Source organism: Pseudomonas sp. AK106 (assembly GCF_053903055.1).
The window spans coordinates 4,056,987-4,080,904 of sequence record NZ_CP096426.1; the positions used below are offsets into that span (position 1 = coordinate 4,056,987).

The 23,918-nt window shown below is 62.5% G+C and carries 16 protein-coding genes and 1 pseudogene; 12 read left to right on the forward strand and 5 right to left on the reverse strand.

What is annotated here, in order from left to right; all coding sequences use genetic code 11:
* Positions 1-609: 609 nt before the first annotated feature.
* A complete protein-coding gene (locus M1E04_RS17870; protein ID WP_369318777.1) occupies positions 610-1,113 on the forward strand; it encodes a GNAT family N-acetyltransferase in 504 nt (167 codons plus the stop codon).
* A gap of 592 nt (positions 1,114-1,705) precedes the next feature.
* On the opposite strand, the gene M1E04_RS17875 is transcribed toward M1E04_RS17870, so the two are convergent.
* A complete protein-coding gene (locus tag M1E04_RS17875) occupies positions 1,706-6,562 on the reverse strand; it encodes an NAD-glutamate dehydrogenase (protein ID WP_456291807.1) in 4,857 nt (1,618 codons plus the stop codon).
* Between the two features lie 926 nt (positions 6,563-7,488).
* On the opposite strand from M1E04_RS17875, the gene M1E04_RS17880 reads away from it, so the two are divergent.
* The 11 genes and pseudogenes from M1E04_RS17880 to M1E04_RS17930 all read left to right on the forward strand — a co-directional run bounded on the left by M1E04_RS17880 (position 7,489) and on the right by M1E04_RS17930 (position 21,115).
* A complete protein-coding gene (locus M1E04_RS17880) occupies positions 7,489-7,851 on the forward strand; it encodes a hypothetical protein (protein WP_296310072.1) in 363 nt (120 codons plus the stop codon).
* A gap of 187 nt (positions 7,852-8,038) precedes the next feature.
* Positions 8,039-8,998, forward strand: a complete 960-nt coding sequence (locus M1E04_RS17885; RefSeq protein WP_037013687.1) for an AAA family ATPase — start codon at positions 8,039-8,041, stop codon at positions 8,996-8,998.
* Between the two features lie 4 nt (positions 8,999-9,002).
* Positions 9,003-9,947, forward strand: a complete 945-nt coding sequence (locus tag M1E04_RS17890) for a DUF58 domain-containing protein (RefSeq protein ID WP_065986160.1) — start codon at positions 9,003-9,005, stop codon at positions 9,945-9,947.
* Positions 9,944-10,435, forward strand: a complete 492-nt coding sequence (locus M1E04_RS17895) for a DUF4381 domain-containing protein (RefSeq protein ID WP_065986161.1) — start codon at positions 9,944-9,946, stop codon at positions 10,433-10,435. The genes M1E04_RS17890 and M1E04_RS17895 overlap by 4 nt, the downstream gene beginning before the upstream one ends.
* Positions 10,428-11,495 (forward strand): vWA domain-containing protein, encoded by a 1,068-nt coding sequence (locus M1E04_RS17900; RefSeq protein ID WP_065986162.1) that lies wholly within the window; start codon positions 10,428-10,430, stop codon positions 11,493-11,495. The genes M1E04_RS17895 and M1E04_RS17900 overlap by 8 nt, the downstream gene beginning before the upstream one ends.
* Positions 11,492-12,860: pseudogene (locus M1E04_RS17905) on the forward strand (VWA domain-containing protein); the annotation flags it as partial. The gene M1E04_RS17900 and the pseudogene M1E04_RS17905, both read left to right, overlap by 4 nt.
* 361 nt (positions 12,861-13,221) lie before the next feature.
* Positions 13,222-14,916 (forward strand): BatD family protein, encoded by a 1,695-nt coding sequence (locus M1E04_RS17910; RefSeq protein ID WP_456291808.1) that lies wholly within the window; start codon positions 13,222-13,224, stop codon positions 14,914-14,916.
* A gap of 67 nt (positions 14,917-14,983) precedes the next feature.
* Positions 14,984-16,225, forward strand: a complete 1,242-nt coding sequence (locus tag M1E04_RS17915) for an exonuclease SbcCD subunit D C-terminal domain-containing protein (protein WP_065986165.1) — start codon at positions 14,984-14,986, stop codon at positions 16,223-16,225.
* Positions 16,222-19,869 (forward strand): AAA family ATPase, encoded by a 3,648-nt coding sequence (locus M1E04_RS17920; protein WP_456291809.1) that lies wholly within the window; start codon positions 16,222-16,224, stop codon positions 19,867-19,869. The genes M1E04_RS17915 and M1E04_RS17920 overlap by 4 nt, the downstream gene beginning before the upstream one ends.
* A 104-nt stretch (positions 19,870-19,973) precedes the next feature.
* Positions 19,974-20,483, forward strand: a complete 510-nt coding sequence (locus M1E04_RS17925; protein WP_296312085.1) for a peptidylprolyl isomerase — start codon at positions 19,974-19,976, stop codon at positions 20,481-20,483.
* Between the two features lie 2 nt (positions 20,484-20,485).
* Positions 20,486-21,115, forward strand: coding sequence for a glutathione S-transferase (locus M1E04_RS17930; protein WP_456291810.1), 630 nt, complete (start codon positions 20,486-20,488; stop codon positions 21,113-21,115).
* Positions 21,116-21,150: 35 nt separating this feature from the next.
* On the opposite strand, the gene M1E04_RS17935 is transcribed toward M1E04_RS17930, so the two are convergent.
* The 4 genes from M1E04_RS17935 to M1E04_RS17950 all read right to left on the reverse strand — a co-directional run bounded on the left by M1E04_RS17935 (position 21,151) and on the right by M1E04_RS17950 (position 23,683).
* On the reverse strand, positions 21,151-21,360 hold the full coding sequence (locus M1E04_RS17935) for a hypothetical protein (protein WP_296312090.1): 210 nt from the start codon (positions 21,358-21,360) through the stop codon (positions 21,151-21,153).
* A 17-nt stretch (positions 21,361-21,377) separates the two neighbouring features.
* Entirely contained in the window at positions 21,378-21,569 is a 192-nt protein-coding gene (locus M1E04_RS17940; protein WP_296312092.1) for a hypothetical protein, read from the reverse strand.
* Between the two features lie 565 nt (positions 21,570-22,134).
* Positions 22,135-22,317, reverse strand: coding sequence for a hypothetical protein (locus tag M1E04_RS17945; RefSeq protein WP_456291811.1), 183 nt, complete (start codon positions 22,315-22,317; stop codon positions 22,135-22,137).
* 196 nt (positions 22,318-22,513) lie between these two features.
* Positions 22,514-23,683: a lactonase family protein gene (locus tag M1E04_RS17950; RefSeq protein ID WP_192134608.1), complete on the reverse strand. Its 1,170-nt coding sequence runs from the start codon at positions 23,681-23,683 to the stop codon at positions 22,514-22,516.
* Positions 23,684-23,918: the final 235 nt, after the last annotated feature.

Sequence of the window (23,918 nt, forward strand, 5' to 3'; positions counted from 1 at the left end):
TCTGCCTGGGGGCAGACTGTTTCGCCTTCGGCGAGTTACTTGGAAAAGCACCCCAAGTAACCAAGGGTGCTTGCTCCTGGTTTGGCCCTTCCTTCGTCAGGGTCCCTTCACTCCGGTCTCGCTCCGTGGGCCCGCCGCCATCCGCCATCCATGGCGGGGAGCGGCTCTCGCGGCATCCATGCCGCTCGGCCCACTCCGCGAAACCTGCGTTCAGCCTGCACCAAAGTCGCGATTGGCGGTGACTGAGCTATTTGCGTATGAAGATCAGAGGCAGATCAGAAGCAGATCAGAAGCAGATCAAAAGCTTCCCGGCTGAAGCCGGTCCTACGGGCGTACGCGTTGCTATTAGTAGGACCGGCTTTAGCCGGGAAGACGGCCTCACTGACTGCATGCGTTGCTTTTAGTGGGACCGGCTTTAGCCGGGAAGGGGCCGGTGTGGGCGAGGGCAATTTCGCGGCCTGGCACGTTGATCGTTCCCACGCTCCGCGTGGGCATGCATCCCGTGACGCTGAGCGTCACAACGTGCGATATCCATGCTTCTAGCCGTAGCCACGCCCGCAATCAGCCGCTTAGACTGTCCCCTCTTTCTGTTTTCATAGGACGAATCCAGTGAATGTTGCTGTTGATCAGGTGGTGATCCATCGTTTTTCCGAGGCCCATATCGAGGGTGTGACGGCGTTGTACAACGACCCTGCGGTGTGCCGTCAGGTGCTTCAGATGCCGTATCAGTCGGCCGATGTCTGGCGCAAACGGCTGGCTGGGGCGGATGAGCGTTCATTGAAGCTTGTCGCTCTGCATCAGGGTCAGGTGATCGGCAACATTGGTCTGGAGCAATACGCGCGCATTCGCCAGCGTCATGTCGGCGCCATCGGCATGGGCATCGCGGCGGCCTGGCAGGGCAAAGGGGTGGGGTCGAGGCTCATGGCCGCTGTGCTGGAAGTCGCGGACAACTGGATGAACCTGCACCGGGTGGAACTCACCGTGTTTGCCGACAACGAAGCCGCTTTGGCGCTGTACCGCAAATTCGGCTTCGAAACCGAAGGCCGCCTGCGGGACTACGCCATACGCGACGGCGTCCTCGTCGACGCTATCAGCATGGCGCGCTTTAAATAACCGCTCAGCCTGTGGAAGAGCGACGCAGAGCGTCTGGGGATGCATGCCCACGCGGAGCGTGGGAATGATCAACAGCATTCGCGAGCAAGCTCGCCCCCACAGGCAGGGTGTCCGATCAGCAAAACTGCCAGCGCTCACACTGGCCCCTTCCCGGCTAAAGCCGGTCCCACTAGAAGCACACCGCGTACATCCTGTGGGACCGGCTTCAGCCGGGAAGCTGTTGATCTGCCTTGCTTTTGATCTTTGAACACAAACAGTCCAGACACCGCCAATCGCGACTTGGGTGCAGGCTAAACGCAGGTTTCGCGCAGTGGGCCGAGCGGCATGGATGCCGCGAGAGCCGCCCCCCGCCATGGATGGCGGATGGCGGCGGGCCCACGTAGCGAGACCGGAGTGAAGGAACCCTGAGAAACGAAGGGCCAAACCAGGAGCAAGCACCCTTGGTTACTTGGGGTGCTTTTCCAAGTAACTCGCCGAAGGCGAAACAGTCTGCCCCCAGGCAGACGCCCTTGACCTTGATCTCCCCAACGCAAAAACAAAAAAAGCCCCGCGTCTCACAACGCGGGGCTTCCGATTACAGACGACTAAACCATCACACCACCGCCGTCTGCCCACTCATTGCCAGGTCCAGCAACTCACGGTTAGCGACCGCATACATCGCATAATCGTTACCGCTCGCCGCACGCAACTCCACCAACATCGCGCGCCAGCGCTCGACCATCGGCAAATGCTGCTCCAGCCACAGACTCAAACGCTCCTCGACATCCGCAGGACCATTCGCCATCTGCAACACCGACACCGTAATCGCCCGCTGCTGCCAATCGATATCATCACGGAACGCCTCACGGGCCAGCGCCTGCCAATTGTTCTCCACCGGCAATGCACTGATCTGCTGCAAATACCACGTCACATCCAGCGAACTGCCCACCACGAAATACACCTTCGCCACGTCCGCTGCATTCTGACCAGTCACATCAGACGCCTCGATGATCGGCAACAGCGTGTACAGGTGACTCGTACCCGCCACCATCCGCGCCAGCAGCTCCGGCACGCCGGCCGCGACGTACTCCTGATAACGCGTCTGCCAGACCTCACGGGTCGGGCCTTCCAGCAACTCGTCCAGCTTCAGACCCAGTGCCGCGATGTGCGGACCGAAGTGCGCCACATCACGCCCTGCGTCCAGCTCATTGCGACGGCTGCGCAGGAACCAGCGCGTGGCGCGACGACCCAGACGCATCAACTCATCCATCAACGCCAGCTGAATCTCCGCCGGCACCTTGTAGTCCAGCGCCTCGATCTGACGGAACCAATGCGGGAGGTGGAAAATGTCACGCACGATCACGTAGGCACCGGCCACGTTGGCGGCGGTCATGCCGGTCGACTCTTTGAGCCGCTGCACGAAGGTGATGCCCATGTGGTTGACCAGATCGTTGGCGATCTGCGTGCTGACGATTTCGCGCTTCAGACGGTGGCGACGCATCGACTCGGAGAACTTAGCGCCCAGTGACGGCGGGAACGCCGTTTCCATGTCACGCGCCAGATAGTCGTCGTCCGGAACGCGGGATTCCAGCAGCGCTTCCTTGAGGTCGATCTTGCTGTAGGAGATCAGCACCGACAGCTCGGCCCGGGTCAGGCCTTTCTTCTCGGCGATGCGCTCGGCCAGTTGATCTTCCGCCGGCAGGAACTCGATGGCACGGTCCAGCTTGCCCCGCACTTCCAGGTCGCTCATCAGGCGCTTGTACTCGGCGATGCGCTCGTAGGCACGACGCTCCGCCAGAGACAGGGCCTGGGTCTGCTTGTAGTTGTTGCCGAGGACGAGGTTGCCCACTTCGTCGGTCATGCTTTCGAGCAGCAGGTTGCGCTGCTTCTCGGTCATGTCGCCGGCCTGGACCACTTCGTTCAGCAGGATCTTGATGTTCACTTCGTGGTCGGAGCAGTCCACACCACCGGCGTTGTCGATGAAGTCGGTATTGGTCGCGCCGCCCATCAGGCCGAATTCGACGCGGCCCAGCTGGGTCATGCCCAGGTTGCCGCCCTCGCCCACTACCTTGCAGCGCAGCTGATTGCCGTTGACGCGCAGTGCGTCGTTGGCCTTGTCGCCGACGTCTGCGTGGGTCTCGGTGCTGGCTTTGACGTAGGTGCCGATGCCGCCGTTCCACAGCAGATCCACCGGCGCCATGAGCAGCGCGTGCATCAGCTCGGTCGGGGTCAGTTTGTCAGCGGTGATGTCGAAGCGCGCTTTCATCTGCGGGGTGATCGCGATGCTTTTCGCACTGCGCGGGAAGATACCGCCGCCTGCGGACATCAGGCTGGTGTCGTAATCGGTCCACGCCGAACGCGGCAGGTCGAACAGACGCTGACGCTCGGCAAAGCTGCTGGCCGGGTCCGGATTCGGGTCGATGAAGATATGCAGGTGGTTGAAGGCCGCGACCAGTTGCAGCTTGTCGGACATCAACAGGCCGTTACCGAACACGTCACCGGCCATGTCACCGACGCCGATCACGCTGATGCTGTCCTGCTGCACGTTGATGCCGCGCTCGCGGAAGTGGCGCTGCACGCCGACCCACGCGCCCTTGGCGGTGATGCCCATTTTCTTGTGGTCGTAACCCGCGGAGCCGCCGGACGCGAAGGCGTCGCCGAGCCAGAAACCGTAGTCGATGGCGATGCCGTTGGCGATGTCGGAGAAGGTCGCGGTGCCTTTGTCGGCGGCGACGACCAGGTACGGGTCATCGTCGTCATGGCGCACGACGTTGGCCGGCGGCACCAGTGCGCCTTCTTTCAGGTTGTCGGTGATGTCCAGCAGACCGGAGATGAAGAGGCGGTAGCAGGCGATCGCTTCGGCCTGAATCTCGTCGCGGGTCCCGGTGGTCGGCAGACGACGGGGCAGGAAACCGCCCTTGGCGCCGACCGGCACGATGACCGAGTTCTTCACCTGCTGGGCTTTGACCAGACCCAGCACTTCGGTGCGGAAGTCTTCTTCACGGTCGGACCAGCGCAGGCCGCCACGGGCCACATTGCCGAAGCGCAGGTGAACGCCTTCGACGCGCGGCGAGTAGACGAATATTTCAAACTTCGGCACCGGCTTCGGCAGCTCGGGGATCAGGCGCGGGTTGAACTTGAAGCTGAAGTAGCTCTTGCTCTGGCCGTTGGCGTCGGTCTGGTAGAAGTTGGTGCGCATGGTCGCCTTGATCAGGTCAAGGTAGCGACGCAGGATGCGGTCTTCGTTGAGCACTTGCACGCCGTCCAGCGCGGTCAGAATGGCCTGCTCCAGACGCTGCTGCATATCGTCGAGGTCGCCGCCGCTCAGCTTGCGCGCCAGATAGAAGCGGGTCTTGAACAAACGCGTCAGCTCGCGAGCGATGTCGGCGTGGTTGTTCAGCGTGCTGGCGATGTAACCCAGGTCGAAGCCCAGGCGGATCTGCTTCAGGTAACGCGCGTAGGCACGCAGCAACGCCACGTCGCGCCACGGCAAACCGGCGGTCAGCACCAGACGGTTGAAAGCATCGTTCTCGGCTTCACCCCGCACGATGTGGACGAAGGCGTCCTGCAGCGTGTCGTTGAGCTGCTGCAGGTCCAGGTTCAGGCCTTCGCCGTAAGTGAACGCAAAATCGTGAATCCAGAATTCGCGGCCATTGGTGTGGCGCAGGCGATACGGGAATTCACCGAGTACGCGCAGGCCGAGGTTTTCCAGGATCGGCAGCACGTCGGACAGCGCCAGCGGCGTGTCAGCGTGGTACAGCTTGCAGTGCAGCTGCGCCTTGTCGCCGGACAGCGGCTGGTAAAAGCTCATGACCAGCGGATTGGCTTCGGACAGGCTCAGCACGTGTTGCATGTCGACCACGGCGGAGTGCGCGGCGAAACGCTCGCGGTAGCCGGCCGGGAAACCTTTCGGGAAGTCGGCCAGCACGTTGGTGCCCTGAGCTTCGCCGAAGCTTTCGATGACCAGACTGGCGTAATCGTCTTTCCACGAACGGCAGGCCTGGATGACTTCGTTTTCCAGCTGCTGCGGATCGATGTCGAGGGTGACTTTCGGGTCCACACGCAGGATCAACTGCACGCGCGCCAGTACCGACTCGGAGAAGAAGGTCCAGAACTCGCAGTCAGTGGCTTTCAGGCGATCCATCAGCACTTGCTGAATCTTCTGACGGACTTCGGTGGAATAGACGTCGCGCGGCACGTAGGCCAGGCAGTAGCAGAAACGGCCGTACGGGTCCTTGCGCAGGAACACGCGAATCTTGTTGCGCTCCTGGATCTGCACGATCGACATGACGGTGGTGAACAGCTCGTCCACCGGGGTCTGGAACAGGTCGTCGCGGGGCAGCACTTCAACCACTTGCGCCAGTTCCTTGCCCAGGTGCGCCTTGGCGTCGAACCCGGAGCGGCGCTCGACTTCGGCGACCTTGCGGCGGATGTAAGGAATGGCACGCACGCTTTCGCCATACACCGAGGAGGTGTACAGGCCCATGAAGCGCGATTCCTTGATGACCTTGCCGTCGGCGTCGATCTGGCGGATCGACACGTAGTCCGGGTACGCCGGGCGATGCACGCGGCTCGGGTGCGCAGCCTTGGCGAACGACAGCAGGGTAGGCTCCTGCAGGTAGTTCACTGCATAGCCTTCGATGTGCAGGTCTTCGGCGGTGAGCCCTGCGCGCAGTAGTTTGGTCAGGCCAAGGAAGGACGACGGGTCGTACTGGAGCTGACCGCCCTCGCCTTCGCTGCTGACGGTGAATTCTTCATAGCCGAGGAACGTGAAGTGGTTGTTGACCAGCCATTCGAGGAACACCTTGACCTCGGATTTCTCCTCCGGGTCAATGGTGTACTCCGTGGCGTCGATGCCGGCCAGCAGCTCGTGGAGCTTGGCTTTCATCGGCTCGAAGTCTTCCACCGCGACGCGGACTTCACCCAGCACCTGCTCCAGTTCGCGGGCGAGCACGTTCAGCTCCGCGGCATTGGCGCAACGGTCGATCTCCAGGTACATCAACGATTCTTGCAGCACGCCGTCGCCGCCGGTGCCTTTTGGCAGCAGTTCGAGCAGTTGGCCCTTCTCGTCGCGACGCACGCTGAGCACGGTGGTCTGCAGCGTGTGGATGCTGTAGCCGCGGCGGTTCAGTTCGGTGCGCACCGAGTCGACCAGGAACGGCAGGTCGTGGTGCAGCACTTCGACGGCGGTGTGGGTGGACTGCCAGCCGTGACGTTCGTAATCGGGGTTGTAGACCCGCACTTCAGGCGTGCCGTGCTCGAAGTGTTCAAGCAGGCGCCAGGCCGAGAGGGTGCAACCGGCCAGGTCAGAGAGTCTGCGCTGGGTGAGTTCGTCGAGGGAGATGATGCCGAAGAATTGTTCGGCGAACAGCGCCACTTGTGGCAGTGCCTGTTCGCTGATGTGCTGAGCCAGTGCCGCTCGCAGTTGGTGCTGGAAGTCGGACTTGCTGGCTGCGGTGAAGAACGCCATCTGTGGTACTCCGATTGGCTTGAGCTTTTATATAGGAGAGATGCGTGTGTCGGGTGGAGCTTTGTGTTTGCCTCGTTTGCGTCTGGTCGATGATAGTCAGCATAACGTGACAGAGGGCAATGCGATTGGCACTGCGTGAATTACTAACGCTTTTGGTGTGTGTGCCGTCACATTTGTTCGGCTCGGGTGCAGCTTAACGAGTGGCGCCCTGAATCTGCTTGCGATGCTGCGACATATTCGGACATCGGGTTGCGCTCAAGAGGCTCTGCCTAACGGCAGAGAGTTTCGCCTTCGGCGAGTTACTTCGGCTTGAGGGGACTGATTTATTTACAGCGCTTCACCGTAAATTAATCTGTCCCCGGGGTACGCGGTGCGGCTAGAAGAAGATCAAGAGCGTCGGCCTAACGGCCTTGGTTTCGCCTTCGGCGAGTTACTTGGAAAAGCACCCCAAGTAACCAAGGGTGCCTGCTCCTGGCTTGGCCCTTCCTTCGTCAGGGTTCCTTCACTCCGGTCCCGCTCCGTGGGCCCGCGCCGAACGGACATCCATGTCCTGACGGCGCTCTCGCCGCATCCATGCGGCTCGGCCCACTGCGCGAGACCTGCGCTCAGCCTGCACCAAAGTCGCGTTTGGCGGTGCCTGGACATTTTGTGTACGAAGATCAAAAGCAAAAGCTTCCCGGCTAAAGCCGGTCCTACAGTCATCGCCAATCCCACTTGATGCACGCGCTGCTTTTTTAGTGGGACCGGCTTTAGCCGGGAAGGGGCCAGCCTGCTAAGGGGACTGATTTATTTACAGCGCTTCACCGTAAATTAATCTGTCCCCGGCGGATCGGTCATTCAACTGCCAACCGCAATATCCAGCAAATCTCCCACAAGACTGGCAAAATCCATCCCTGCCCTGCCCCCCAGCCACAGGAATCACCGCCATGCAAATGACCACCGACAGCTTCATCTATAACCCATGCGACGAGGAGGAAGATGATATGGCGCTGGCCTGTTGCCATGGCAGCAGCACCGGTGATCTGTTTCTGCTCGCGCGTTTCCCCGATGAGGATGAGGTCGATATCACGTTTCGTGACGACACTATCCATGTCGAAGACAACATCACCGTCACCCTGAGCGCCACCCGGCTGCTCGTCGAAATCAACGCCGCCGACGCTACTCCCCTGGGCGGTGATACGGCGTATGAGATCACCCACAGCACCCCCGCCAGTGAATTGGCCGAGCTGGACGCCACGCTGCGGATCATCCTCAGCGGTGTCGGGACGTACGTCAGCCAGATCAACTGAGACCTCCCCGGCATCGGGCCCCAATTGACGCAAATGTAAGACAGTTCTTGTTTTTGCCCCGTCCTTTGCTGAAAAGCCGAAAAAACCCGCCGGCCGATTAGTCGGCGCCCCTGCGATGGATTAAAGTAACGCCCCCAGCTTCGGCGCCACTTGGCGCTGCTGCCTCTCCTGCCAGGAACTGTCATCGATGGAACATCGTGAAGCGTTGATCGCGCTGCGGACCTTTCTCTCCACCCAGATCCTCGGGCAGGAGAAACTGGTTGAGCGCTTGCTGATCGCGCTGCTGGCCGACGGTCACATGCTGGTCGAAGGCGCGCCGGGACTGGCGAAGACCAAGGCGATCAAAGAGCTGGCTGAAGGCATCGAAGCACAATTCCATCGCATTCAGTTCACCCCCGACCTGCTCCCGGCCGACATCACCGGCACCGAGATCTATCGTCCGGAAACCGGCAGTTTCGTGTTCCAGCAAGGCCCCATCTTCCACAACCTGGTGCTGGCCGACGAAATCAACCGCGCGCCGGCCAAGGTGCAATCGGCGCTGCTGGAAGCCATGGCCGAGCGTCAAGTCAGTGTCGGGCGCAGTACCTACGACCTGTCGCCGCTGTTTCTGGTGATGGCGACGCAAAACCCCATCGAGCAGGAAGGCACCTACCCGCTGCCCGAAGCGCAGCTCGATCGGTTTCTGATGCACGTCAAGATCGGCTTCCCGGACGCCACCGTCGAACGCAAGATCCTCCAGCAGGCCCGGGGCGAAGCGCTCAACGGCGAGACCAAGCCGGAGCGCCGGGTCAGCCAGCAGGCGATCTTCGCGGCGCGCAAGGAAATCCTTGGCCTGTACATGGCCGATGCCGTTGAGGAATACCTGGTGCAGCTGGTAATGGCGACCCGCACGCCCGCCAAGTTCGATGCCGAGCTGGCCGAGTGGATCGGTTATGGCGCAAGCCCCCGCGGTTCGATTTCCCTGGACCGCTGCGCCCGGGCCCACGCCTGGCTGGCCGGGCGGGATTTCGTCAGCCCGGAGGACATCCAGGCGATGGTCTTCGACGTGCTGCGTCACCGCATCATTCTGTCGTTCGAAGCAGAAGCGGCGGGCATCGATCAAGACCGCGTGATCCAGCGCATTCTCGACGTCGTGGCCGTCGCCTGACCCCATGCAACCCTATCTGATTTCCCAACCGGGCATTCGCATCAGCCTCGCCGAGCTGATTGAAATGCGTCATCGCGTGCGGGAAGTGCAGCTGTTCTCCACCCCCAGCCAGCGCAGCCCGCTGATTGGTCTGCACCATTCCAAGCTGCGCGGGCGCGGGGTGGACTTCGATCAGGTCAGGGTCTATCAGGCCGGCGACGACGTCAGGACCATCGACTGGCGCGTCACCGCCCGCACGCAAGAACCCCACACCAAGCTGTTTCACGAAGAACGCGAGCGGCCGATTTTCATCATGGTCGAGCAAAGCCGCCGCCTGTTTTTCGGGTCCGGGCTGATGTTCAAGTCAGTCCTCGCCGCCCAGGCTGCCGCGCTGGTGGGATGGGCCGCACTGGGCCACAACGACCGGGTCGGCGGGCTGGTGTTCGGTGACAACGAGCATTACGAAATCAAGCCGCGACGCAGCAAGCAAAGCCTGCTGCAACTGCTGAACCGGCTGGTGCGAGTCAATCAGTCGCTGCATACCGAAGCGGCTGCCGACCGTGACACCTTCGGCGTGGCGCTGCGTCGTGCGCGGGAGGTGATGCGTCCGGGCAGTCTGGCGATCATCCTGTGCGACGAGCGCGCGCTGTCCGATTCGGCCGAACAGCAACTGGCCTTGCTGTCACGGCATTGCGACCTGTTGCTGCTGCCGCTGTCCGACCCGCTTGACCACGCGTTGCCCGCCGCCGGTTTATTGCGCTTCGCTGACCGCGGCGCGCACCTGGAGCTCGACACCCTGAACGCCGACCTGCGCCAGAGCTACCGCGCCCAGGGCGAGGCGCGTCAGGCGCGCTGGGAACTGCTGGCGCAGAAACTGCGCGTGCTGTTGATGCCGCTGAGCACTCAGCGTGAAATGGTCGAGCAATTGCGCGAGTACCTCAACGGCCAGCGTCCGGTGAAACAGCCATGAGTGCGCTGGACCAGCTGCAACCGCTGATCCTGCCGGAGCCGGTCGGGTTCTGGCCGCCCGCGCCGGGCTGGTGGCTGTTGCTGATCCTGCTGCCCGCGCTCGGCTACGGCCTGTGGCGAGCGCGCACGCTGCTGCCAAAAAAGGCCAGCGCTGACACCGTCGAGCCATTGGACCCCTTGCGCCAGGCCGCACTGGTCGAACTCGCGCAGATGCCCAAACCCTACGACGGCGCACCGGCCGGAGCCTGGCTGCAACAGATCAACGGTCTGCTCAAGCGCCTGTGCCGCAATCACTACCCCTACAGCCAGAGCCACACCCTCAATGGCCGCAAATGGCTGGCGTTCCTCGACAACCGCTGCCCGGCCGCCGGCCTCACGCGCTGGATGATCCTCGTCGAGGGCGCCTACAAGCCCGAATGCAAACTCGACGACAAGGCCATCAACGGCCTGACCCAGTCGGTCGAGACCTGGATTCGCAAGCATGTTTGAGTTCGCCTGGCCGTGGCTTTTCGCCCTCCTCCCGCTGCCCTGGCTGATGCGCCTTGTGCTGCCCGCCGCAGACAGCGGCGAAGCGGCGCTGAACGTCAGCTTTCTCCAGGAGCTGGAAGGTCTGGCCGGGCGCCGTGCGCGAACCCATTTGCCGGGCTGGCGGCGACAATTGCCGTTCGTGACCGTCTGGCTCCTGTTGCTGGTCGCTGCCGCCCGTCCACAATGGCTGGGCGAGCCGTTACCGGTTGCCGCCAGCGGCCGCGATCTGCTGGTCGCAGTGGACGTGTCGGGATCGATGGATTACCCGGACATGGTCTGGAAAAACGACGAGGTCAGCCGCCTGACCCTGGTAAAAACCCTGCTGGGGGACTTTCTTGAACACCGTCAGGGTGATCGCATCGGCCTGATTCTGTTCGGCAGCCAGGCATATCTGCAGGCGCCGCTGACCTTTGACCGCAAGACCGTGCGGGTCTGGCTGGACGAAGCGCGGATCGGCATTGCCGGCAAGAACACCGCTATCGGCGACGCGATCGGCCTGGCGTTGAAGCGTCTGCGCCAACGCCCGGCCCAGAGCCGCGTGCTGATTCTGGTCACCGACGGCGCCAACAACGCGGGCCAGATCGACCCGAGAACGGCCGCGCGTCTGGCCGCCAGCGAAGGCGTGAAAATCTACCCCATCGGCATCGGTGCCGATCCCGATAAAGGCGCCACCAGCATTCTTGGCCTCAACCCCAGCCTGGATCTGGACGAGCCTGCGCTGCGGGAAATCGCCGCAGTCAGCGGTGGGCAGTATTTCCGCGCGCGCAACGGCGCCGAACTCGCCGGCATCGGCAAGGCGCTGGACCGGCTTGAGCCGGTGGCACAGCAACCGACCCAGGCACGTCCGGCCCGGGCGCTTTATCATGTGCCGTTGGCGATGGCCCTGTTGCTGAGCCTTCTGCTGGTGGTCCAGGAGCGGTGGCCGAACAACCCGGTTTACCGCCTTTTTTCGCGCCGCCCGACGCTTGTACAGGCCACGCTGTGGCGTGAACGCTTGAAGCGCCTGACGAGGCGCCCATGATCGACTTTCTCTCCGGTGTATGGCCCCATTGGTCCCGCCCTGGCTGGCTGCTCCTGCTGCCCGCGCTCGGCTGGCTGCTGTGGCGGTTATGGAATCGGCAGAAGCGCGTCGGGCGCTGGCAGATGATTTTGCCCAGCGCGTTTCATTCAGCGTTGCTCAGTGGCGGCGGTGGCCGGGACAGCAAATGGCCCTGGGTGGTACTGGGTCTCGGCTGGTTGCTGGCGGTCCTGGCACTGCTCGGCCCGAGCTGGCAGCGTGTCGAGCAGAACAGTCAGCGGCCGGTTGATCCACTGGTGGTGATGCTCGAACTGACGCCGGAAATGCTCGCCGCCGACAGTCCGCCCACCCGTCTGGAACAGGCGCGGCGCAAAGTGCTCGACCTGTTACAGGCGCGCAGCGATTCACAGACCGCGATCATCGTGTATGCCGGCAGCGCCCACACGCTGGTGCCGCTGTCGGACGACCTGGCGACCAGCAAAAACCTGCTGGATGCGATCAAGCCGTCGATCATGCCCGAAGCCGGCCAGCGCGCAGACCTCGCCGTGCGCAAGGCTCTCGACTTGCTGGAACAGGGCGACCTCGGTCAAGGGCGGCTGCTGTGGATCGGTTCGTCCCTCAGCGACGCCGAGCGTCAGGGCATTCGCACCGCGATGACCGGCCGCGACGCCCCTCCTTTATTGATGCTCGGCGTCGGTACCGCTGAAGGCGCCCCGGTCACCCAGGAGAAAGGCGGTTTTCTGAAGGACGCCCAGGGCGGCATCCTTGTGCCGCGTCTGGACGGGCCGGTGCTCAAGGATTTCGCCGACGGCATGGGCGGTCGCTACACGTCGCTGCGCCTGGACAACCAGGACCTCAACGACCTGGGCCTGCTCGACGGTCCGAAGAGTCTGATCAGCCAGGGCCAGAAAGTGCGCCTCGACCGCTGGGCCGACCAGGGCTACTGGTTGCTGTTGCCGCTTCTGCTGCTGGCCGGTTGCGCCGGGCGACGCGGTTGGTTGTTGTGCCTGCCGTTGCTGCTGATGGCCGTGCCGCAACCCAGCTATGCCTCTGGTTTCGACGACCTGTGGCGCCGCCCCGATCAACAGGGCGAGCACCTGCTCAAGCGGCATCACCCGGCAGAAGCCGCGCGGCATTTCGAAGACCCGCAGTGGCAAGGTGTTGCGCTGTACCAGGCCGGTGACTACGCCGGCGCCGCCCAGCGCTTTGCCCAGGGCAGCAGCGCAGCCGACCATTATAATCGCGGCAATGCGCTGGCCCGAAGCGGTGAGCTGGAAGCCGCCATCGACGCCTATGAACAGGCGCTGGAGCGTCAACCGGACTTCCCGGCGGCGTTGGCCAACAAGGCGTTGGTGGAACAGGTGCTGGAGCAGACCAAGGCATCGGATCAGGGGAAAGCCGACGAGAAGGCGAAGACTGACGAGAATGCCGACAAGGCCCGCGAAGGCAATGCCGGACAGTCGTCGTCGAGCGCGCAGTCGGCGCCGCAGGAGGCCAATGCCGACCGCTCGGCCAGCGATCAGCAAAGCGCCGCCGACGAGCAGGCTTCCGGCGCAGGATCCGACAGCGATGAGCCGGCGCGTGTCTCAGGCAAACCGGGCGACGGACAAATCGATGGCGAGCAGAAACAGGCGCTCGAACAATGGCTGCGGCAGATCCCCGACGAACCCGGTGAGCTGTTGCGGCGCAAATTCTGGTACGAACAACAGCAGCATCAGGAAAAGACCCGATGAGTCGTCTGCACAGGTTGCTGATTGCAGGAATGTGGTGCCTGTTCGCTCTAGTGGCGCAGCTGGCCCAGGCCGACAGTGCGGGCTCCACGCTGCAATCCAGCGTCGACCGCACGCGCGTCAACACCGGCGAAACCGTTGAACTGACCCTTGAAACCGACGACGCGACCGTCTTCGGCAGGCCGGACATGACCGCGCTGGACACCGACTTCGAAGTGCGCGACACCCGGCAGCTCAACAGCCTGACCACACTGGAAGGCAACGTTCACGCGACGACTCGCTGGCTGATCACGCTGATGCCGCGCCACAGCGGCTCGATTGAGATCCCGTCGCTGAAGCTGGGCGAAATGTTCAGCAAGCCGATCGTACTGCAGGTGGTCGATGTCGGCCCCGTCACCCAGGGTCAGGAGCAGAAGCTCGCCCCGGTGTTCATGGAGGCGAGCCTCGATCAGGACAGCGTGTATGTTCAGGCGCAGGTCTTGCTCACCGTGCGCATCTACCACTCGGTGTCGCTGTTCGACGACAGCAGCCTGACGCCGCTGCAAGTGCCGGACGCGCGCATCGAAAAGCTCGGCGACACCCGCACGTACGAGAAGCAGATCAACGGCATTCGCCACGGCGTGATCGAAATGCGCTACGCGCTGTACCCCCAGCACAGCGGTAAGCTGACCATCCCGGCCCAGGCGTTCAGCGCCACGCTGGTTCAGGACACCACCGACGCCAGTGCAGCCGCCGCCATGGCACCGGGCGCAATCGCCAGCGGGCCGAAGCCGGGCCGATTGATGCACGTGACGTCGCTGCCCCTGACCCTCGACGTCAAGCCGCAACCGGCGCACTACCCCGCCGACACGCCATGGCTGCCGGCGCGCAGCATCAGCCTCAGTGAAAACTGGAGCCCGGAACCGGCCCACAGCCAGGTCGGCGACTCCCTCACGCGCACCTTGCAACTGAAAGCCGAAGGCTTGTCCAGCGCGCAGTTGCCGCCGCTGCCTGCCACCGACGTCAGCGCATTGCGGCGTTACCCCGATCAGCCGCAACTGAGCAACAAGCCCGGTGAGCGCGGTTTGACCGGCGTGCGCGAGGAGCGGGAAGCGCTCGTCCCCAACCGTCCCGGCGCCATCGAGATTCCCGCTATCGATCTGGTCTGGTGGAACACCCAGGAAGATCACCTTGAACACAGCGCCCTGCCCGCCCGCACCTTGCAGGTCAGCCTTAACCCGGCGTTTGCGGTGGACACGCCCGTAAGCGACAACAGCAATGTGACGGTGATCGGCCCGCCGGTGTGGCCGTGGCAGTTGAGCACAGTGCTGTTGAGCTTCACCACGTTGCTGGGCTTCGGCCTGTGGTGGCGCGGTCGTTGGCAACCGGCGCTGGCCCGGGTCGCGCAAACGGGGCCGAGTCCGCGTACAGTGCTCGACGACCTGAAACGCGCCTCCCTGGCCAACGATCCCCACGCCACCCGCCAGGCGCTGGACGCCTGGGCCCGACAGCAGCCGGAAACCCTGGCCGATATGGCTGCGCGCTTCGTGCCGCTGTCGCATGCGCTGGACGGCCTGAACGGCGCGTTGTACAGCGAGACCGAAAAACTGTGGCTGGGCGAAGACCTCTGGCGCGCCGTCAAAGCGCTGCCCGCCATCGAAAACCCCCAGGACCCGAGCGGGGGCGACAGCTTGCCGCCGCTTTATCCGAAATGATTTCCATCGATCAGCGCATTCTCAGGTCACAGATAAAATGCGCTGATTGTTAAACCAAGGTACCCCCATGCGTCTGTTCCACACCTCCGACTGGCACCTCGGCCAGAACCTCCATGGTCAGGAGCGAGATTTCGAACACGCCGGCTTCCTGACCTGGCTGCTGGCCCGTCTCGCCGAGCGCAAACCGGATGTCCTGCTGATCGCCGGCGACATCTTTGACACGGTCAATCCGCCGGTCAAATCCCAGGAGCGGCTGTACGACTTCATCGTCAGCGCCCACGAACAGAACCCGCACCTGACCATCGTCATGATCGCCGGCAACCACGACTCCGGCTCGCGCATCGAGTTGCCCGCGCCGCTGATGCGACGCCTGCGCACCCACGCGCTGGGCCGGGTGCTGTGGCTCGACGATGGCGTGCTGGACGTTGACCGACTGCTGCTTCCACTGAGCAACGCCAAGGGCAAAGTCCTCGGCTGGTGCCTGGCGTTGCCTTTTCTGCGGCCGGCCGAAGTCACCGGCGCGGCGTTGGGCGACAACTACTTGCGCGGCATCGGGCAGGTCCACGACATGCTTATCGCCGCGGCGAATCAGCGGCGCAAGAAAGGCCAGGCCCTGATCGCCATCAGCCACGCGCACATGGCCGGCGGCTCGGTGTCGGAAGACTCCGAACGCAGCCTGATCATCGGCAACGCCGAAGCCCTGCCCGCCAGCCTCTTCGGCGAAAGCATCACCTACGTGGCGCTCGGGCATCTGCACAAACCCCAGCGAATCAACGGCGAGGACCGCATTCGCTACTGCGGCTCTCCCATCCCGCTGTCGTTTTCGGAAATCGGCTACCAGCATCAGATCCTCGAAATCGAGTGCGACGGCGACAAGCTGGTCAGCGTCAAACCCCTGCTGATTCCCCGCGCCGTGAACTTGCAACGGGTCGGCCCGGCGCCACTGGCCGAGCTGTTGCTGCAACTGCGGGATCTTCCGGACATCGATTTGCTGGCTGACGTCGACCGTCAGCCGTGGCTCGAAGTCCGTGTGCGTCTGGACGAACCTCAGCCGGACCTGCGCAACCAGATCGAAGCCGCGCTGGAGGGCAAGGCCGTGCGACTGGTGCGCATCGCCGCCGAATACGCCGGCAAGGGCAGTCGTGATGAAGACGCCAATCAAGACCTGATCGAACTGGACCAGTTGAGCCCGCAGGAACTGTTCAGCCGTGCATGGCAGGACAGCTACGGCAGCGAAGTGGATGAGCAGACGCTGCAGGACTTCGCGACCCTGCTTCAGGACGTGCAGCTGGAGAGCGAGCAGCCATGAAAATCCTCGCCATTCGCCTGAAAAACCTCGCCTCGCTGGCCGGCCCGTTCGAGCTGGATTTCACCGCCGAGCCCCTCGCCAGCGCCGGCCTGTTCGCCATCACCGGCCCCACCGGCGCGGGCAAAAGCACGCTGCTGGACGCCCTCTGCCTGGCGCTGTTCGGCGCGATTCCCCGGCTCAACAACATCGGCCAGTCCCGCGTGCCGGAGATCGACGGCGACATCAGCACCAACGACCCGCGTAACCTGCTGCGTCGCGGCACCGGCAGCGGTTACGCCGAGGTGGATTTCGTCGGCATCGACAAGCGCCGTTATCGCGCGCGCTGGGAAGCCAACCGCGCCCGTGACAACGCCACGAAAAAACTCCAGGCCAGCCGCCAGACGCTGATCGACCTGGACAGCGAGCAGATTCTCAGCACGCAGAACAAGACCGAGTACAAGACCCTGCTGGAAGCGCGCCTGGGGCTGAACTTCGAGCAGTTCACCCGGGCGGTGATGCTGGCGCAAAGCGAATTCAGCGCCTTCCTCAAGGCCGACGACAAAGACCGCAGCGAACTGCTGGAAAAGCTCACTGACACGGCGATCTACAGCCAGCTGGGCCGTCGCGCCTACAGCAAAAGCAAGGAAGCCGAAGAAGCGCTGAAAACCCTTCAGGCCCAGGCCGGCACGCTGACGCCGATGGAGCCTGCGCAGCGCGCCGAGCTTGAGCAGCGCTTCAACGACGCTCAACAGCAACTGAAGCTGGAACAGGCGCAACTGCGCCAGTTGGAGCTCAAGCAGCAATGGTTCAAGGAATTGAATCGCCTGCGCGACAGCCACCAGGCCGCCAACGAACAGCTCGCCAGCGCCCAGCAGACGTGGGACGCACACAGCGCCGATCGTCAGCAGCTCGCGTTGTTGGAGCGTCTGGCGCCGCAGCGGCATCTGTTCGGTCAGCGCGCCCGGCTGCAGGCTCAGCTCGCGCCGCTCACCGCCGCGATTCAGACCCATCAGCTCAAGCAAACCGGGCTCAATGGGCGCATCGCCGAGCTGGACAGCACACGCATCAGCGCCGACGGCGCGTTGCAGCAGGCGCAGGAACAACTGCTCAACGCGCGGCCGGCCCTGAGTGAAGCGCTTGAACAGCAGGCCCAGCTCAATCATCTGAATCAGGAGCTGCAACCGCTCGGCGAGCAGGCGCGCGCCGCGCAGCAAGCCAGCATTGAGGGCCAGTCGACGCTCGAGCACCTGGGCGAGCAGCAACGCCAGGTCGAAGTGCGTTTGCAATCGATCGCCGAGCAACTGGAGCAGAGCGCGTCGCTGACCACCTTGAGTCAGTCGTGGAGCGCCTACAGGCCGCGTCTGCAGCAAACCGTGCAACTCAGCGCGCGTCTGATCCAGGGCCGTGGCGAGCTGCCGCAGCTGGAAAAAAACGCCACCCTCGCCGAGCAGACCCTGAGCGAACGCCGCAGCGCCCTGCAGGCGCTTTACGACGACGCCGAGGTCAAGGCCGATGCGGTCAGCCACGACATCGAGCGGCTGGGGCAACTGCTGCAAGACAACCGCCAGCAGCACAGCGCCAGCGACTCACTTGAACGTCTGTGGCAGCGCCATCAGGACGTCGCCGGCCGCCTGCTCGACGTGCAAACCCGCCAGCAGCAGGCCACCGAACGTCGTGCCCAAGGCATCGCCCAGGGCCTGAAACTCAAGGCCGAACATGAAGCCGCCGAGCAGGCGCTGAAGGTCACCGTTGAACTGCTGCAACGCCAGCGCCTGACCCGCAGCGCCAGTGTCGAGCAACTGCGCGAGCAATTGGTCGATCAGCAACCGTGCCCGGTGTGCGGCAGCGAAGACCATCCGTATCACCAGTCCGAGGCACTGCTTGAAGCGCTGTCGGGCCACGACGACGGCGAGGAAGCGCGCGCCCGGCAGACCGTCGGGCAGCTCAGCGAAAAGCTCGCCGAGCTGCGCGCCGAAGTTGCTGAGCTGAACAATCAGCTTAAGCAGTCCAAGCCGCAGCAAGACCAACTGGCCGAACAGTTGCAAACCCTCGCGCCTGAACTGGAAGCTCACCCGCTGCATCCGCGCCTGATGGAGCAACCCGAGCACCTGCGCGGGGACTGGCTGAGTGAACGCCTGCATCAACTGGCCCAGGACATCCTCAGCGCCGAGCAGCGCCAGAGCCGTCTGCTGAAAGTGCAACGGGATGCCGAATCCCTGCAGCAGCAGGTGCTCGATGCCCGCGAGGCCAGTCAGCAGGCGATGAAGCTGCTGGACGATCAGCAACGCCACATCGCTCTGGACAACCAGGAGTTCGAAGCGGCGCTGCAGGAGTTCGAGCCCCTGCTCCCCGCCGAAAGCCTGAGCCAGTGGCGCGAGTCGGCGACCCAGAGCTTCATGCAGCTGGACAACGACATTGCCGCCCGCGTCGAGCAGCTCGATCAGCAAAAGACCGAACAACAGGAGCACAGCGAGCGGGCGCAAAAACTGGAGCGCGAGCAGGTTGCGCAGCAGAGTCGCGAGACAGAACATCAGAAGTTGCAGGCGCAACTCGTTGCCCGTCAGCAGCAGCAACAGACGGTACAACAACAATTGGCGCAGACCCTCGGCGACCATGCATCGCCCGAGCGCTGGCAGCACGCCCTTGAGCAGGCTGTCGAGCAGGCCCGTGAGGCTCATGCCGCCATCGCCCACGAACTGCAAGCGGCGCGCAGCGAACTGATCAAGGTGACTGCGGAGCTGGAGGGCGAACAACAGCGCTTGCAAACCCTCGAACAGGAGGTGGCAGAGCTCGAACGGCAGATCGCCGAGTGGCGCAGCAGCCACAGCGAGCTCGACGATGCCGCCCTTGAAGCCTTGCTGGGGCTGAGCGACGACAGCGTCAGCGGGTTGCGTCAGCAATTGCAGTCCAGCGAAAAAGCCCTGGAGCAAGCCAAGGTTCTGGTGGCAGAGCGCGCGGCGCAGTTGCAGCAGCATCAGGCCCAGCACAGTGACAGTGGCGACGCCGAGCAGTTACTCGCGGCGTTGACAGAAGCGCAGGCGCAATCGGTGGTTCAGGATCAGCTGTGCGCCGACTTGCGTGCCCAGGTCAGTGAAGACAACCGCCGTCGCGACGCCAGCAGCGAGCTGCAAGAGCGCATCGCTCACGCCCAGTCCGAATACCAGCGCTGGGGCCGCCTCAACGCGCTGATCGGCTCGGCCACCGGCGACACGTTCCGCAAGATCGCCCAGGCCTACAACCTTGATCTGCTGGTGCACCACGCCAACGCGCAGCTCAAGCAACTGGTGCGTCGCTATCGCCTGAAACGCGGCGGCAGCATGCTTGGCCTGCTGGTCATGGACACCGAAATGGGCGACGAACTGCGCTCGGTTCACTCGCTCTCGGGCGGTGAAACGTTCCTGGTCTCCCTGGCCTTGGCGCTGGGCCTGGCGTCCATGGCGTCCAGCACGCTGAAGATTGAATCGCTGTTCATCGACGAAGGCTTCGGCAGCCTCGACCCCGAATCCCTGCAACTGGCCATGGACGCCCTCGACGGACTGCAGGCCCAGGGCCGCAAGGTCGGGGTCATCTCTCACGTGCAGGAAATGCACGAGCGAATCCCCGTGCAGATTCAGGTCCGGCGTCAGGGCAACGGCCTGAGCACCGTCGAGGTCAGCAGCGGCTAAACCGTTTTTTCACGACGCACGGACACGCCTGATAGCGTTTCTGTGCAACCCTGTATCCCTTGCGCGGCAGCAGTCGCGCCAAACTCGAAAGAAGGTAGAACCACGTGGCAAACTCCAAAGTATTTTTCGACATCACTGCCAACGACGAGCCAATGGGCCGCATTGTCATGGAACTTCACAACGACGTCGTTCCGAAAACCGCTGAAAATTTCCGCGCCCTGTGCACCGGCGAGAAAGGCGATGGCCTGAGCTACAAGGGTTCGTCGTTCCACCGCGTGATCCAGAACTTCATGCTGCAGGGCGGTGATTTCACCAACCACAACGGCACTGGCGGCAAGTCGATCTACGGCAACAAGTTCGAAGACGAAAACTTCACCCTCAAGCACACCGCCCCGGGTGACCTGTCGATGGCCAACGCTGGCCCGAACACCAACGGCAGCCAGTTCTTCATCACCACCATCGTCACCGAATGGCTGGACGGCAAACACGTCGTGTTCGGCAAAGTCGTTGAAGGCATGGACGTGGTCAAGGCCATCGAAGCGCTGGGTTCGCAATCCGGCCGCACCAGCAAGAAAGTCATCATCGCCGACTGCGGCGAACTGACCGAGGCCTGAGCATGACGTCGGCGCCTCACGCTGAATCGACGGTGCCGACGCTCTACTCGTTCCGCCGCTGCCCCTACGCCATGCGCGCCCGCATGGCGCTGGGGTATTGCGGCGTACCGGTGCATACCGTGGAAGTCAGCCTCAAGGCCAAACCGGCCGAGATGCTCGAACGCTCACCCAAAGGAACGGTGCCGGTTCTGGTGCTGCAAGAGTGGGTGCTGGAGCAGAGTCTGGACATCATGCATTGGGCCCTGGCGCAGCATGACCCGGATGATTGGTCCCTGGCCGACGACGTCGACGGGCAGCGGCAGATCGCCGAGCTGATCGCGGAAAACGACGGCAGCTTCAAGCAGGATCTGGATCACTACAAATACGCCGTGCGGTATCCCGAATTCACCCAGGAAGAATACCGTCAGCGGGGTGAGGATTTTCTGCGCAGGCTGAACGAATTACTGGCGTCACGGGACTTTCTGATCACCGATCGACTGACCCTCGCCGACATCGCCATAGCGCCGTTCATACGGCAGTTCTGCGCGGTGGATGCGGACTGGTTCTGGCAAAGCCCCTACCCCAACCTACAACGCTGGTTAGAGCGATTTCTCGCATCGGACCTGTTCATCGCCGCGATGGCCAAGGGCTGATTGCAACGGCGTTGGTTAATAGCCAAACCATTTCGCTACACCACTTCCATCTGAAAGATCGGCGAAATCATCTCGCTGTGCCGTGGCGGCGGGTTGCCGGCGTTGAGCTTCTGCGAGCGCTGCATCTCGACCGCTTCAGCGACCTCGGTCTTGAATGCCATGCTGCGTGCCACACCGCCCACCGAACCTTCGCCATGGCCGAGCAATGAGCAGCCGTTGTTGATGAGCGCAAAAAACACAATCACCCAAAAGTTCGCGCCTTTCACGAGGCACGCCCCAGGGACTGAACTGCCGCGCGATTGAGTTCAACGGATGCTGTTTGCGTCGAAATCTGCGACGGGGCATTGAGTGGTGGGTTCGTGCTGATGACGGCGACCACTGCGATAAAAACAACATACAACGCGATGGCGGTATAAGCGCCGTGTTTGATTGAAGTGAGAATGGCAGTGGCCATGTTTGAAGCTCCGGGACGTGTCTGTTTCAGGCGCCCAGAATGCTTGAAGTGATAGTTATTAAAAAACGATGGCGGACGATTCAAAACATCGACGGGCTTGATTATTCAAGAAGTTAATCAGCTTGATAGATCAACGCATTGGTCCTATTGACATCAATCCAAGTGGGAGCGAGCTTGCTCGCGAATAGGCTGGGACATCCACCAAATCTCCAGAGGCTGAAATGCAGTCTTCGCGAGCAAGCTCGCTGCCACATGATCGGTGTCTGCTGTCGGAAACCGGGCGTCGCCCCTTGAACCCAGCCCACAAAAAAATCCCCATCGCTTATTCAGCAGACGGGGACCAAAGGAGAGGAATTCAACGCTTTCGCGAACAAGCTCGCCGACACTTGATGCTGGGCCTGACACGCAATGGTCAGTGGGTCGCATCAACCTGTAGAAGACGAAGTTGCTCGCGAAAGCGTTTTCCGGCTTTCAGAAAGTTGCAGATCAAATCAGGTTCTTACAAATCCATTCCCCGGCAACGATACGTTCGTTAACGGGGAATGGATTCACTTCGAAGTGCTGTTCATTGTTGAATCTTGTGATCCAGAGCGGCGTAGAAGTTGGCGCTTTGTTGCAGGTACTTCGGGGTGTAACTCTGGGTCGAACTGACTTTCTTATCGGCGACTTCGACACTGGCATTGGCGGGCAATGCAGCGGTGGCGGAGATGGCGGACGCGGCGATGATGGAGAAGAGATTGAAGTTCATGGTGGGTACCTCGCTGTGGCGTATCGTTTCAAGTCTTGACCGTCGTGGCCGTGGAATGAAAGTTACGCCCGAGGATGTTCTGGAAAAAATCTTTTCTGCCACTAGCCCATATCACTTGAATTGATACAGGCCCGGAGCCCTTGAGAACCAAGGGCTGAGCCTGCGTCAAAGTGTCGCTGAGGTGCTTGCTCGGGGATTACTTGGCCGTGAGGAAATGAAAGTCGGACGGCGAGTCGAAGTCGACTTTCTGCACGGTGTCGCCCAGCAGGCCGGTTTTCGGGTCAAAGCGAACGGTCACGATCTGGTTGCTCTTTTGGTTGGCGATCAGCACAAAGTGGCCGCTCGGGTCGAAGGCGAATTCGCGCGGTTCCTTGCCTTCCACGGCGCGGCGCTGGATTTCCTTGAGCTGGCCGTTGGCAGCATTAATGCTGAACACCAGCAGCTCGTTCACTTCGCCACGGTTGGCAACGTAGAGGAATTTGCCGTCTGGCGAAGTGTGCAGGCCGCCAGCGGCGCGGTTTTGCTGACCTTCCTTGTTGGCGAGGTCCACCAGCTGCGTGCGCTTGAACACGCCATCGTGATAATCAAACACCGCCACCTGGGCGCTCATTTCCATGGTCAGCCAGGCGTGCTTGCCGTCTTTGCTGAATGTCAGATGGCGCGGACCGCTGCCCGCTGGCAGATCCACTTCAGGCACTTTCGCCGGTTGCAGGGGCTGAGGCTTGGTGGCGTCGTAGTTGAAGACGAACATCTTGTCGGCGCCCAAGTCCATCGCGATCAGGTACTTGCCATCCGGCGTCGGTACCGCGGCGTGGACGTGGGATGAAGCCTGACGCTCCGGATTGACCTTGCTCGCTTCGTGGGTCGCGGTCTGCACCACCGGCGCCAGTTTGCCGTCCTTGCCGACCGGCACTACCGCCAGCAGGCCACCCGGATCGGGGTTCACGGCGTAGTTGGCGACGAAGAGGAAACGGCCGTCCAGGCTCAGGCTGGAATGGGTCGGCTCCTCACTTTTGGTTTCGACCTGATTGAGGAACGACACCGCGTGGGTCTTGGGGTCGATGGTGTAGCTGCTGACTTTGCCGACGACGTCAGTCTGGCCCGGCCCGTTTTCGTTGACCGCGAACAGGTGGCGCTGGTCCTTGGAGAGGGTCAGCCAGGACGGGTTTTCAGTGTTGATCACCTGACGCGGTTTGGCGTCGAGCTGACCGGTTTGGGTATTGAAACCGAGTCGGTAGATGCCTTCGCTGGCGCCGGCGGTGTAGGAACCCACCAGTACGTCGTAATCAGTCATGGGTTTGGCCTGAGCAGAGAGCGCGGAAAGGCTGCTGGCGAGCGCTAACCACGGCAGAAGTCTGGGAGTCATTTGGGGTGTTCTCTTTTTGGAGTTGTTGGCGCGGCGTGCGCGCGGGGGTCTCCGGCTATGACAGCGGATTGCGGAAAGTAGTTGCCGACTGGGCGCTGTGAAACTGCGAGGGCATGAGGCTTGCCGGGGTTGGATTGATTTACGGTTGGCCGCCGCATGCCCGGGGACAGATTGATTTACGGTGAAGCGTTGTAAATAAATCAGTCCCCTCGGTATTGTCCCCTCGATATTAGTC

Coding starts and splice junctions, on each gene's coding strand:
- M1E04_RS17875 (WP_456291807.1), bottom strand. CDS start 6,562: ATGGCGTTCTTCACCGCAGCCAGCAAGTCCGACTTCCAGCACCAACTG.
- M1E04_RS17880 (WP_296310072.1), top strand. CDS start 7,489: ATGCAAATGACCACCGACAGCTTCATCTATAACCCATGCGACGAGGAG.
- M1E04_RS17885 (WP_037013687.1), top strand. CDS start 8,039: ATGGAACATCGTGAAGCGTTGATCGCGCTGCGGACCTTTCTCTCCACC.
- M1E04_RS17890 (WP_065986160.1), top strand. CDS start 9,003: ATGCAACCCTATCTGATTTCCCAACCGGGCATTCGCATCAGCCTCGCC.
- M1E04_RS17895 (WP_065986161.1), top strand. CDS start 9,944: ATGAGTGCGCTGGACCAGCTGCAACCGCTGATCCTGCCGGAGCCGGTC.
- M1E04_RS17900 (WP_065986162.1), top strand. CDS start 10,428: ATGTTTGAGTTCGCCTGGCCGTGGCTTTTCGCCCTCCTCCCGCTGCCC.
- M1E04_RS17910 (WP_456291808.1), top strand. CDS start 13,222: ATGAGTCGTCTGCACAGGTTGCTGATTGCAGGAATGTGGTGCCTGTTC.
- M1E04_RS17915 (WP_065986165.1), top strand. CDS start 14,984: ATGCGTCTGTTCCACACCTCCGACTGGCACCTCGGCCAGAACCTCCAT.
- M1E04_RS17920 (WP_456291809.1), top strand. CDS start 16,222: ATGAAAATCCTCGCCATTCGCCTGAAAAACCTCGCCTCGCTGGCCGGC.
- M1E04_RS17930 (WP_456291810.1), top strand. CDS start 20,486: ATGACGTCGGCGCCTCACGCTGAATCGACGGTGCCGACGCTCTACTCG.
- M1E04_RS17940 (WP_296312092.1), bottom strand. CDS start 21,569: ATGGCCACTGCCATTCTCACTTCAATCAAACACGGCGCTTATACCGCC.
- M1E04_RS17945 (WP_456291811.1), bottom strand. CDS start 22,317: ATGAACTTCAATCTCTTCTCCATCATCGCCGCGTCCGCCATCTCCGCC.
- M1E04_RS17950 (WP_192134608.1), bottom strand. CDS start 23,683: ATGACTCCCAGACTTCTGCCGTGGTTAGCGCTCGCCAGCAGCCTTTCC.